Origin of the sequence: Actinomyces sp. Z5, assembly GCF_003287795.1 — a bacterium.
GTDB classification, from domain to species: domain Bacteria; phylum Actinomycetota; class Actinomycetes; order Actinomycetales; family Actinomycetaceae; genus Actinomyces; species Actinomyces glycerinitolerans.
In genome coordinates this window covers 1-12975 of record NZ_QMIN01000060.1, presented here as the reverse complement: position 1 = coordinate 12975, position 12975 = coordinate 1, and the positions used below count along the sequence as shown (strand labels likewise).

General features: G+C 64.4%; 8 protein-coding genes. 1 reads left to right on the top strand and 7 read right to left on the bottom strand.

The genetic code is table 11. The features are described from left to right. Positions 1-74 precede the first annotated feature (74 nt). The 4 genes from DRB06_RS08400 to DRB06_RS08385 all read right to left on the bottom strand — a co-directional run bounded on the left by DRB06_RS08400 (position 75) and on the right by DRB06_RS08385 (position 5671). The gene (locus tag DRB06_RS08400; RefSeq protein ID WP_258522207.1) at positions 75-1481 is read right to left on the bottom strand and encodes a glycosyltransferase family 4 protein; all 1407 of its coding nucleotides are present in this window, start codon (positions 1479-1481) and stop codon (positions 75-77) included. Beyond that, the gene (locus DRB06_RS08395; RefSeq protein ID WP_258522206.1) at positions 1478-2689 is read right to left on the bottom strand and encodes an ABC transporter ATP-binding protein; all 1212 of its coding nucleotides are present in this window, start codon (positions 2687-2689) and stop codon (positions 1478-1480) included. The genes DRB06_RS08400 and DRB06_RS08395 overlap by 4 nt, the downstream gene beginning before the upstream one ends. 3 nt (positions 2690-2692) lie before the next feature. Then, complete coding sequence (locus DRB06_RS08390; protein WP_073327181.1) at positions 2693-3523, bottom strand: ABC transporter permease; 831 nt, start codon at positions 3521-3523, stop codon at positions 2693-2695. Positions 3524-3616: 93 nt separating this feature from the next. Continuing rightward, a complete protein-coding gene (locus tag DRB06_RS08385; protein ID WP_111819678.1) occupies positions 3617-5671 on the bottom strand; it encodes a peptidoglycan recognition protein in 2055 nt (684 codons plus the stop codon). Between the two features lie 362 nt (positions 5672-6033). Between DRB06_RS08385 and rfbB the strand changes: the two genes are divergently transcribed. After that, positions 6034-7029 carry a dTDP-glucose 4,6-dehydratase gene (rfbB, locus tag DRB06_RS08380; RefSeq protein WP_111819677.1) on the top strand — a complete coding sequence of 332 codons (996 nt, stop codon included), beginning with the start codon at positions 6034-6036 and terminating at the stop codon, positions 7027-7029. 45 nt (positions 7030-7074) lie between these two features. Here rfbB and DRB06_RS08375 read toward each other — a convergent pair whose 3' ends face one another. The 3 genes from DRB06_RS08375 to DRB06_RS16130 all read right to left on the bottom strand — a co-directional run. Further along, positions 7075-8943 carry a DUF6541 family protein gene (locus DRB06_RS08375; RefSeq protein WP_309300328.1) on the bottom strand — a complete coding sequence of 623 codons (1869 nt, stop codon included), beginning with the start codon at positions 8941-8943 and terminating at the stop codon, positions 7075-7077. A gap of 63 nt (positions 8944-9006) precedes the next feature. Further along, positions 9007-11148, bottom strand: coding sequence for a DUF6541 family protein (locus tag DRB06_RS08370; protein WP_146750842.1), 2142 nt, complete (start codon positions 11146-11148; stop codon positions 9007-9009). Between the two features lie 6 nt (positions 11149-11154). After that, positions 11155-12975: DUF6541 family protein (locus DRB06_RS16130; protein WP_111819675.1), on the bottom strand; the 1821-nt coding region annotated here is incomplete at its 5' end.

The following is a 12975-nucleotide window of genomic DNA, read 5'->3' as shown; positions in this document are numbered from 1 at the left end:
CACCCGACGCCGGCGTATCCATACGAAGACGCGCCGCATCCCCACGGTTCCCGCTTTCGTAATCACTTCAGCTGCTACCGCCCTCGCCGGCCGCTGCGCGCCAACCGCATCTTGGTCTTCGAAATGACGCCGGACACGCCACTAGTACGCATCACCCGCACCGCGCTACGCAGCGCGATACCCGCCTTCGTCATCACCGGGAGCCCCGACTCGCCGGGGTACCCTCCGCCCGTTGTCAACCGGGCCGCATCGGCCGCACGCCTTGGAGCCGCACAATAGTCTAACAGCGGCGTCAGCGACCGCGACCATGTATACCGCTCAGCCACTCGTGCTACGTTGTCCCGAATCTGCTGCGCACGCCCCGCATCATTCAAAATATCGAGGATTCCCGCGGCGAGGGCCGCATCGTCGCACTCGGAGACGACCACTCCCAGATCCTCCGCCGCCACCAAATCGCCGAAGGAATCGCCCGCCGTACAGGCTATCGGAAGCCCCGCCCACAAATAATCCAGGATCCGGGTGCGGAAGGAGAACGACGTCTCCACATGGTCGAAGTGGGTGGAAATACCAACATCGGCATCCTTGAGATAATTTACACGATCCTCGTAGACAACCCAATCTTCATGAAAGAACACCGTAGTCCCAGTGAGTCCGAGTTCATCCGCAAGCGCACGCGTGCGCACCGCCATCGTCATCTCAGGGACATCAGGATTCGGATGCTTCATCCCTAGGAAGAATAGCCGCACATTCGGAATCGTGTCACGAACACGCACCACCGCGCGTATCGTCGTGAGCGGGTCGAACCAATTGTAGACGCCGCCTCCCCACAGGATGACCGGGTCGTCCTCACCGATCCCCGGGATCACGCCCTTAATCGCGTGCCGAGACTGGATGGCAGGACTATCAGAAGTACCGAACGGAACGACGCCTAAAAGCGAGCGAAGCGACGGGTCCGCATCATAGGTCTCCGGATTAACACGACCAGCCAAAGCCAAGTGACCGATCCACAGATCGCGCTGTTTTTCTGAGGCACAGATAAAGTAGTCACCGCGCACCGACTGCGCGGAAAGCTCCCGCAACGCGTTGGCCAGTGCGGCGTGGCGCTCGGGCAACGGCTTGTACTTCTCAACCTCCAACGATTCCAGTTGGAACGGATCGTAGAGATCCACGACTAAACATTGAGGCACGTCTTTCAGCCACGGAAACGTCGCGGCGACGAAGCCTTGGATGATCACTACATCAGCGCCTTCGACTTCGGCACGGAAGCTCTCTACGCTGACCTGAGCAGTTCCAAATCGAACGTCGCTTCGTTCACACTTACCGAATGTGACTAAGCGGACGCGGTGACCACGCTCGGCCAAATGAGAGGAGATTTCCCACGCGCGGATAGCAGGGCCCGCCATACGTTGTGTCAATGCATCTAATGTAACAACGAGGACTCGCGGCAAGGACGTGCGCGCGGGCGTGGCGATCGTGTTCATTCATGTACCTCCGCTGGCCAACTCCAGCGCCCGTCCATAATTAGCGGGCCACCCGACTCAAATGGTATTCCGCGCGCAACGTACAGCCGCGCACTGTCCCGTAGATAGTCGTACACGTGCAGCGTGGACGTGTCAACAATTGAGCCGTGAATAATATACTGGCCGGGTTGCAGAGGCAATCGCGGAACAGTCAGGTCCACGCTGCCCCTCCCCTCAAGATACGGGACGTCGAACTCGAGGTCGCGAGTATTATTGCCCCAGAGATAAACTCCGTCACTCGTCTCCATCGCGAATCCGAAATGTGGATGTTCGATCCGGGTCTCGGCATTGTAGTGCAGGCGCATAATGACCTCATCACCTGTGCACACGTGCCCCCCGGTAGGCGTTCCGTGGCGGTCGAGCAGTTCTACTTGTTCGACACGCGCTTCACCGCTTCCCCAGCGAACGCGTCCGTTAGCATCAACACGGACGTTGGCACGTGTCGAGTCTGCGTACTTCTCCAGAACCACCTTCGCCTCCCCCTCATCCTGAATCCGACCATGAGCCAGCCATGCCGCGCGGTCGGCCATTGCACGGATCTGAGGCATCGAATGTGACACCAGAACCACGGTACGCCCGTCACGGCGGAACTCGGCGAACTTCTCCCCACACTTCTCCTGAAATGCGGCATCGCCAACCGCAAGGATCTCGTCTACCAACAGGATTTCCGGTTCCGTGTGGATGGCCACAGAGAATCCGAGGCGCACATACATCCCCGACGAGTAGTTCTTTACCGGTTGATCAATGAACTCCTCAACGCCCGAAAAGTCCACAATCTCATCAAACTTGGCATCCACCTCCTTTTTACTCATCCCTAGGATGGAACCGTTTAAGTAGACATTGTCGCGACCGGAGAGCTCCGGGTGAAATCCAGATCCCACCTCCAACATCGCCGCCATCCGGCCCCGCGTGGTGATGGTGCCGCCATCTGGCACAAGTATCTTGGCCAAACACTTCAATAGGGTTGACTTACCTGAACCGTTGTCCCCCACGAGCGCGTAGGTGGACCCCTGGGGAATCTCCAAGTCAACATCCCGCAGCGCCCAGAAGTCTTCATAAACCGAGCGCCTGCGCCTGAGTATGGCCGCCTTCAGCGTTTGATTCCGTTCCTTGTAGATGCGAAAGCGCTTGGAGACACCATTGACCGAAATAGCCGCATTCGGGGTCAAGATTCAGAGCACCTCCGCAAGTCGTGGCTGGTGCCGATCAAACAGCCTCCAGCCGATGAGGAACACAGAGACCGACAGTACCACCACAATGCCGATGGTGGACGGATCGGGGAGCCTGTTGTCGTACAAGAGGTTCCGAAACGCCATAATGTAGTAGTAGAAGGGATTGAGCTTATAAAGCTCCATTACAGTAACCCCCAGGAACGGGCCGATCTTGTCCGACTGCGCAGCGACCATCGACGCTGGATACACTATCGGGTTCGCATAGAACCACAACTGAAAGAGGATTCCGACCAGATACTGCGTGTCTCGGAAGTACACGTTCGCCATGGACATCATCATGGCCGCACCGGTTGCAAAAAGTGCAAGTAGACCCATTAAGAGCAGCGTCGGCACAATCCATAACCATGGACGCCCGCCCAGTATCGCTATCGCAACCACGAGCACGGCCATCTCCATAGCCCAGTTGTACAGCCATGACAACGAGTTTGATACCAGGAGCGCCGACCTGGGGAAATATACTTTCTTAATTAGGTTCTCGTTACCGACGAGCGCGCCCATGCCACCATTCACCACGTTGGTGAAGAATGACCATGGGAGAATGCCGCACATCAGCCACAAGGCGAATATGTTCAGCCCCGAGGGATCGCCGGCGTCAGGCTGCACACGGATGACGAATTGGAAGACGAATGAGTATATCACCATCTGAGCGAGCGGGTTGGCCAATGACCAGAGTTGTCCGAGTGCTGTGCGCTTGTACTTTCCCTTCACCTCCCTCATCGTGAGGTTATACAAGAGCTCACGCGACTCGCTCAAGTCGGCGAAGATCGCCACGTCGTACCTCCGATCGGTCTCCGGGCCCGTCAAGGACCAACGGTTGGACCGACACTACCGCATCCGACCGCCCACCTCTCCGCCACCAGGGAGTCAGCGGACAACACCGAGTGTGTCGGTTCCGTTGCCGTCCCAGTCTCCCACTATTGCTTCGTCCCCGGTGCGGCCATAGACCACAACCCGGTCGGCGCTGCCGCTGGTGATTGAGTTCTTGATGTGGTAAGTGGCGCCGCGGCGCACCGCCAGCGTGTCCTTGCCGTCACCGTTCCAGTCTCCGACCAGCACCTGGTCACCTGCCCGACCATATACGACCACCTTGTCGGCACTGCCCGCATTCATCGAGTTCTTGAAATAGAAAGTCGAGCCGCGGCGCACCGCCAACGTGTCGGTACCGTTGCCGTCCCAGTCGCCGACCAGTACCTCATCCCCAGCTCGGCCGTACGCAAAGGTGCGCAACGAGTCACCGCTGGTGTTCGAGTTGCGGAAGCCGAACAGCGTGCCGTCACGCCGAGCCGTGGTGTCCACACCATCACCGTTCCAGTCGCCCGCCAGGATCGTCGATGTTGATGCTCCGTAGTAGAAGACCACGCTCGCAGTGCCCGACCACCCGTTGTTGAGGTGGATTTGGCGGGAGTTCGACGCCTTCGTGTTAGAGCTACCGCCCATGGCGTTGATCTGACTCTGCGCGGTCGAGCGGATCTGGCCCAGCTTGGAGTATCCGACGTCGCCGGGGCAGGTGGTGTAGCCGACGTCGCGGTGCCCGGAGATGACGGGCAGGGAGATGGTTTGTCCAGCCTTGTACTTCTCCGTGGACTTGAAGGTGAAGTTGGAGGAGCCGGTGGCGCTGGTGACCCCGGCCCGCTTCAGGAACCAGCCGGCCATCTTGCCGACATTGGTCAACTGGGTGGAGGAGGGGGACACGCTGGTGTAGGTGCCCATCATGGAGATGCCCATGGTGCCGGTGTTGGCGCCGTAGGCGTGACCACCCACCACCATCTTGCCGGCCGCGGCACTGGTGGAGCCGTAGCGGCCCTCGAACACCTGGCCGTACTTGTCCACCAGGAAGTTGTAACCGATGTCGCCCCAGCCGAGGGTGACCGCGTGGTAGTAGTAGATGCCGTTCACGATGGAGGCGGACTGGCTTGAGGTGTAGCTGTTGGTACCGGCGGTGTGGTGGACGATGACATGATCGGCCGTCACGTATGACGGCGTCCAGGTCATATAGGAGGAGTTGGCGCCCCACTCCGCGCGCGTGATCACGGGCACCGGCAGGCTGCCCGCGGTGGTGGCTGCCGCCAGCGCAGCGGGCAGGTTCGGGCTAATGGAAGTCCCGCCGCTCGTGCCGGTCGAGGCCGCAGCGGACTCGGTGGTTGCGGTTGCAGCCTCGGTAGGCTCCGGCTCCCCCTCCTGTGGGGCCGCATCATCCGCCGCCTGCGTTACCACGTCGGTGGGTGCAGTCAGGCCGCTCGTCAGGTTGTCCTCCGCCTCCTCGGGCGTGGCCACCGCGGTGGGCTCGGCGTCCACGGAGTCAAGGTTCTCGGGCTCGAGTACCTCCTCGCCAACGGGCTGGCCGGGGATCAGCGCCAGCTGGAGATCTGCGGGTAGGTCGGCCGCATCGCCGATGACGCTGGCCTGCACGGCGTCCGCACCGCCGGTGACGAACTCCTCCGTGCCGGCAACACCGACGGAGTCGTCCCGGCCGGCCCCCGATGCCTCATTCAAGTACCACTCGGACCAGACGCCGTTCTCCCGCACGCGCAGGTAGACGTCCAGGCCGTCGGGCAGCTCGTCGGCGCCGGTCCAGGTAAATCCGGCGACCAGGAAGTCGTCTACCTCAAGCGGTTCGGTAAGCAGGAGGGCGTCCGCCTCCGGGTCCACGCCGCCGGCGGAGGCCGCCCGAGCCACCGTTGCCAGGCGCTCGTTGAGTCCGGGGGCGACACCGGTACCGCCGCTCGTGCCGGCCGACGTCGTCTCCTCAAGTCCAGCCTCGGCTACCTCGGTTGCCTCACCGGTGGAGGTGGTCAGTTCAAGCAGTTGCACGGGTGCGGCCGTCTCGGCAGTATCGGCGACCGCCGTCGTGGCGGGCATGAGTCCGGCCGCGAGCAGCGGGACCACTGCGGCCATTCCGAGAAGTCGTGGGGCTCTCATGAGGATCCTTTCGCCATCGCCACCAAACCCATGAGTCACATGTGCACATTGGGGCGTATGTGACTCGCGTGAATCATGAGGCACTTTACCCGTCACATCTTGTCATTCCGCCGCGTTGTGCTTCACGCCATAATGCCACCGATGTAATTACGGGCGCGTGGTTATCGATATACTCGCTGCATCTCGCTGGTTGCGCCCTGAAGCACGACTAAGGTTGCAGAACTATTTCACCCCGACGCGTCTCCGAGGGAGATCGCTCATGTTCGGATCCCTTTGCCGGACTGCGCACAACTGTCGACCTGCGGACTTATGGCATGATGGCAACGTTCGAATGCCTTCTAGCAGCGCAGGGGGAGCACTCCATGCACGTCCTCATCACCGGCGGCGCCGGGTTCATCGGCGCCAACTTCGTCCACCAGACCCTGGTGCGTCACCCCGACGCGACGGTGACGGTGCTCGACAAGCTCACCTACGCCGGCAACCGTGGCTCCCTGGAGGATCTGGGCGACCGTATCAACCTGGTGGTCGGGGACATCGCCGACGCAGACACGGCGGACCCACTGGTGGCCGACGCCGACGTGGTGGTCCACTTCGCCGCCGAGTCTCACAACGACAACTCGCTGCGTGACCCCTCCCCCTTCATCCGCACCAACCTGGTGGGCACCTTCACCCTGCTGGAAGCGGTGCGCCGCCACGGGGGGCGCTTCCACCACGTGTCCACCGACGAGGTCTACGGCGACCTCGAGCTTGACGACCCGGCCAAGTTCACTCCCGACACCCCCTACAACCCCTCCTCCCCCTACTCCTCCTCCAAGGCCGGCAGTGACCTGCTGGTGCGCGCCTGGGTGCGTTCCTTCGGGGTGGAGGCGACCATCTCCAACTGCTCGAACAACTACGGGCCCTATCAGCACATCGAGAAATTCATTCCTCGCCAGATCACCAACCTGATCGACGGCGTGCGCCCCAAGCTGTACGGCGCGGGCGAAAACGTGCGCGACTGGATTCACGTGCTGGATCACAACAACGCCGTGTGGGACATCATTGAGAAGGGCCGCATCGGCGAGACCTATCTGATCGGTGCCAACGGGGAGAAGAGCAACAAGGAGGTCGTCGAGCTCATCCTCGAGCTCATGGGACACGACCCCAGCGACTACGAGCACGTGAACGACCGCCCCGGCCACGACATGCGCTATGCGATCGACAACTCCAAGCTCGTCACCGAGCTCGGCTGGGCCCCGCAATACACGGACTTCCGCTCCGGCCTGCAGGCCACCATCGACTGGTACCGGGACAACGAGTCCTGGTGGCGCCCGCTGAAGGCGGAGGTCGAGGCCAAGTACGCCGCCCAGGGACAGTGAGCCACCCCCGCAGCGCCCGACCGGAAAGGTTGGGCGCTGCGGTTCCTATTGGCCGTCGCAGGCGGTGATGCGCCATAGCGTCGCGGTATCCAACTGCGCGACGAGTTCGAACCCATGCGTGACGTCAACGTCTCTGTAGCCGGGGAACTCGTTGCTCGCCTTCTCTTCATCCAGAGTGGTGTCATCGTAGTACATGGGTTCGCCGCCGTTTCGGTTGATGATTTCACAGACGCGGGGATCGCTGTTGATTTCGTTGAAGTGAACGGCCAGATATTCCTGCGCAGAGGGAAGGCTACGGGAAGTATCAATGCGCACAAAGGCATTGCCGGCGGAGAGCACAGGCACCAGTGCAGCACCGGAGGAAGGCACACCGTAGACGACGGCATCATCCAAGGTGCCGGGCGGAAGCGCTTCCAGTGTGGATCTCTCTTCGGAACTGATCCACGAAGGGTGAACCAGGGCCGTCTCGTCGTACCCGCGGCGGGTCCAGAAGTCAAAACGTTCGACACCCGGAATAGCCACGAACATGACAAGGATGCATGCCATGACGGCGCCGAGCATCCGGCGAGTGATTGGCATACGTGCATGCTTGCCTGTCCTACGTGCGCCCGCACACGTTTCAAGGGCGATAGCAGCAAGGCATCCGGATAGCAGCGCCAGCGTTGCCAGATACCGGTTGTTGTCGCCCCACCATCCGCCGGTCAGCGCCCACCACGGTCCTTCAGGCAATGCGGTTATCACGCTGAGAACGACCGTGCTCCCCCACACGGCCGGAAGCATGAGCCTACGGGAGTGCAGTAGTATCACCACGCCGGTTAGGGCAAGCAGGACCAACAACACGTTGTCCCAGATGGAGCCGTCAATGGGATCAAGCCACAGAGTTTGCTTTACCACAGTCTCCAGCGGACGGACGCTATGGTTGTACGCGCCCATAACCCGCAACTGCGGAATGGCCATCATAGTGCTCAGAGGCAACGCCACCATGGCCACCGCCAGGACGCTCCGGCGCAGCGCGGAACCGGACGACAACGGCGAACCGACCAGCCACACAGCACCCGCAAACAGCATGACGATGATCAACCACTGCCCCGCTCCGGCGTGCGCCATCGTCGTCCCTCCAACGGCTACGGCACCAACACCGAGTGCCAGCCGGGTGGAGCGCAGCCGGATGACGACCAGCATCGCCGCCGCAGCACTGAGGGCGATGGCTATCGCCCAGGCCGCAGCAACCTGTGCGTTGAAGGTGACCATGAATCCCGGGAGCCAAATACTGGCACACCCCAGTGCCGGGGCGACTAGAGTTGCAATACCTCCGCCTCCGGCTGCGCGCGTCAGGCACACGAGGGCGAAAGGCACGACCATTGCGCATACCAGAACCAGCATGATGTTGAAAGCGGCCGGGGTTGACACCACCGGGCGCAGCAGCGACGCCAATGTGTGCCACGTATTTGGGTAGTACTGGCCACCGTTAAGTGACTTCGCCGCCGAGAACATCGACGCGTTCCCACTCCGGTAAGTCTCCTCAATGAGGTTGAGATGGAACATTGCGTCGTGGTTTTGGAGCAGAGCATCCGCTGATCTAGACACGCTGGTCAGCACGATCAACTGGAGCGTTGCCGCCATGGCGATCCCACCGACGGCAAACAGCGCCGGGACCCAGCTACTGCGGATGGACGGATCAACGGCCGCGTGCCGTCGTCCCAATAGACGTCTGCGTCCGTACTGGACGAGGCAGCCGGTTACGGCACATCCAATGAGCACAGTCCACCCGCTGATCGGAGTCCAGGGGATCCCCAACGGTTTCATTACCGTGCTCACTGTCCCAACAATGAACACAGTGGCTGCCGGCCCTGCCGGGAGAGCAACCCTGCCAGGTGCTCCGACAGCTCTTAGAAGCAGAGCACCTGGCGCCACCACGGTGATAAACAAAAGGGCCGCGAGCAGCACGGCCACTGTCCAGGATGTTCCCACGACGCGTCACGACCTTTTGAACGACGAGACACGAGAGGCCGATGACGTGGCGGTATCACTTCCTGGCGCATCACCTTCACAGCCGGTGATGCGCCAGATCTGCGCCGCGCCCTCCGAGTCCACCAGTTCGAGCCCGGTGTCAGGAACCTGCGCCAGCGGGGCGTCCCAGCGAAGCGGGGCCGCACCGGTCACGGATCCGGAAGCCGTCGCGTCGGTATTGATGAAGAAGAACTCGGCGCCAAGTTCGTCAAGCACCTCGCATGTGTGGTGGTCCAACTCGGGCCAAGCCTCAAGCAATTCCGCTTGGGGCGTGTTCTTCGTGGGGGCCGCCCGCATCGGGTAGGCCACGTGCACACCTCCCAGCGACCACAGGTAGGCGCCGCCCAATGACGGTGCGCCAACCACGACGGCGTCGTCCGGCAGCACCGCTGTCGCCCGTTCAAACAGGGAGATCTCGTCGGGGGTGACCAGGGTGCCGTACTGGATGCGTTTCGGATCGTAGATCGAGGCGACGAGTGCACGCTCCAACGGTATCCGCGTCAACACCGGCACCGTCGCCAGCAGCACCAGTGCGACCGCGCCCGCCCGTCGCCACTGCGCTGTGCGCTGTTGGAGCAACCGGGCCGCCAGGGCCTGCACCGCGCCACTGGCCAGGACCAGTGCCGGCAGCAGCACCAATGGGGCGATACGTGCCTTCTGCAGGTACCAGGGTGAACCGAGCTGACGACCCGCCCACTGCGGTCCCCCGACCATCACGACGAGTGCCAGCGCCAGTAGCCACGCCGCCAGCCAGGGGCGCAGCCGCCGATCGCGCCGTCCCTTCCAGGCACCCACGATCACGAGTGCACCGAAGACCGCGCCCGTGGGGATCAGGGCGCCGGCGTAGGAGCCGTACATGGGTAGGTCTGCCAGCGCCTGCAACAGCGTGCCCGCAGCGCCCGCCGGCCCGCCGGCCGGGCGCCGGTAGCCCATGACGGAGGCCAGCGAACTGCGCAGCAGCCAGGCAGCGGCCGCCAGTATCAGCACGCCGACCGCTCCCCCGCCGAGCAACCACGCCCGTGCCCGTCCGTGTAGGTGACGCAGCCTGCCAAGCGCACCCGCTGCGAACGGAAGTCCTAGCACCATCAGATTGAACAATCCGGTGCCGTGTGCGGCCATCACGCCACCGCAGGCGCCTACGAGCAGCAGCCAAGCCACCGCCCGCCGGCGCGGCGACTGGGCGGTATCGATGCGCAGCACCTCCATGACCACCATCACCCCCGGCAGGCCCAGCACGCTGAGCGCATAGGGCCACACCGCCAGCGCGGTCATGGGCAGCAGGGCGAAGGCCACCAGCCCCGCTGACAGGGCGACGGTAATCGCTACCGCGATCGCCCGGAGGCGATCACGGTCGAGCTGCGCGCCGGGCACACCCCCCGTGCCGGGCATGGGGCCCATGCCCGCGCCGACCAGCTGGATGAGCATGCCGCAGGCGGTCAGCGGCCAGATAAGGGCGAGGACCGCCAGAACGGCGGCGTTGGTTGCAGCCACCGCGCTGCCGGGAGCCAGGGCGACGAGCCCGTGCCAGACCGTGGGGTAGTAGACCGCCCGGCCGCCATACAGGTCGGCGAGGCCGCCGAGCATGGAGGCATTGCCGCCTTCCCGAATTGTGGCCACGGCACTCAGGTGGAAGACGGCGTCGAAGGCCTGGGCCGGGTAGTCCGCACCAGGCAGGGTAGTGAGAAAAACCAGCGCCGGTACGGCCACGGCCACAGCCAGGCCGCTCCCCAGGATCACGCGGTCCGCCCGGGAAGCGCCAAGCCGTCGGCCCACAGCCTCACCGCGGCCGGCGAGCAGGCGCGCCACCACGGCGACCAGCGCAGTCAGGGCGGCGATGAATCCCCACCCCCACGGGCACCAGGGCGCGCCTACAACCTGGGCAAGGATCTCTGCCGTCCCGGCGATCGCACAGCCGAGTGCCGGGGCGAGTGCCAGGGCCGCCGACGCATTCAGCCGGGCGGCCCGGGCCACGACCCAGCCGGGCAGCAGCAGGATGAGCGCGACGACGGCCACCCCGGGCAGAAGGGCCGGGGAACTGGACGCCGCGCTCGCCGTCATGCTCAAGCTCGCATACATCGGCACCATGAAACCAGATGCACCGAGTGCCACGCCGACTTACTGGTCCCAGCCACAGGCACTGATCAACCACAGTGTGTGGTCGCCGTCGGTCGCCACCCGCATCAACGCCTCGCGCGGCAGCTCGTCGAGCTGGTTGGGCCAGCGTGGCGTCTCCGCACCGCCGGGGGCGCCGCCCTCGGTGGGGTCGTCGTCGGTGTAGTAGTAGTGGGCACCCAGCCGGTCCAGGGCGGCGCACACCTGCGGATCGTCAAAGATCTCGTCCGCGTGCCGAGCCACGATGCGGCGGTCCGCTTCGGCATAGCGGCGCAGGGTCGGGTAAACCACGTCGGTGCCGGTCAGTGACCAGTAGTAGGCCGAACCATTGGTGGGCTGACCGAGCACCACCGCGTCCTCGGGTAGCAGGTCCGCGGACGCGCGGATGAAGTCGATCTCCTCCTCGGACAGCATCATCGGCCAGCGGCTGATCGTCGGCTGGTAGGAGAAGGCGATTACGTAGTGGTGAAAGCCCGAGCGGGCGACCGCGGCGCCGCCAAGGGCGACCGTACTCACGGCGAGCAGCGCCGCCGCCGCGCGCAATCCCCAGTCGGCACGGTTCGGCTGCGGGGAGGCGAGCAGCGCCGCGCGGCGCCCCCGCGCCGAGTCCCCTAGCCCCTCCAGCGCGGTCACCGCCAGCACCAGGACGGCGATCTCGAACAGCGGCATGATCCGGGCGCGCTGCAAATACCAGGGCGAGGCGAACACGCGCAGCGGACCATCCGTGTACACGGAGGCGACCATCAGCAGCACGGCGAGCACAGCGGTGAGGATCGCCCAGCGATGCTGGCGTCGAACCACGGAGACGACCACTCCGACGGCCGCGACCACGGTCAGGCTGGCCCCGCCCCAGCCGCCGTCGCGGATGGCCCGGGTCATGGCCGAGTCGTGGAAGGCCTCACGCAGCACCGCCATCGCATTCGCACTCGGCCGGTGGTAGGTGAACAGCATCCGCAGCTGGTCCCAGAAGCCAATCACGCCCAGGGCCACCGCCAGCACAACCAGGCCGGCCAGGGCCATGATGATCATCCGCTGGCGGTTTCCGGTGCGCCAGCGCTGCGTGATCGCCACCAGCCCCACCACCAGCAGCGCGGGCACGCCGATAACCGCCAGGTTGAACGCGGAGGCGCCGTGCACCGCCACCAGTCCCAGGCAGGCGAAGCCGGCGGCCAGCCAACCACCGACCCGGGAGGCGGCCGCACGGCGCGCACCGTGACGGGGTCTTGCCGCCATGACCAGCGACACCGCCCCGGGCAGCAGGCACACCGCCCACCCGTAGGGCCACAGGATCGACATGAGCACGAAGGGGCCGGTGGCGATGGTGGAGGCGACGATGCCGGTCAGCAGCGGCAAGGCGTCTCGGATGCGCCGCGAGGGCGCGCTGAACAGGGCAGACAGCAGGGAGGCGCAGCCCAGCGGCCAGACCACGGCGAGCCCGACCAGCACGGTGAGGTTGGCGGACACCGCAACGGGCGCGGGCACGATCGCGGTCAGGGCGTGCCAACCGGTCGGGTAGTAGTGGACCTCCCCCCAGTACATGGGGGCGAGCGCGCCGATCGGGTAGGCATCGGCGAGGTCACGCACGTAGGCGGCCGCATTCAGGTGCCAGACGCCGTCAGAGGCCTGCATGGGCTTGTCCGCCGGCCCGATGCCGGTGACCACCGCCCGCCCGGACAGGGCGGCAGCCAGTCCCAGGGCCCCGCCCAGCGGCCACCACGGCCCCGGCCCCACGGCGGGTGGCCGCAGCCGGGCGCGCAGGCGCTCCCAGCCGGAACCCGCCGCCGGCGGATGGCCGTGGCGGCGGCGCGCCCACGCGCGGGCCGC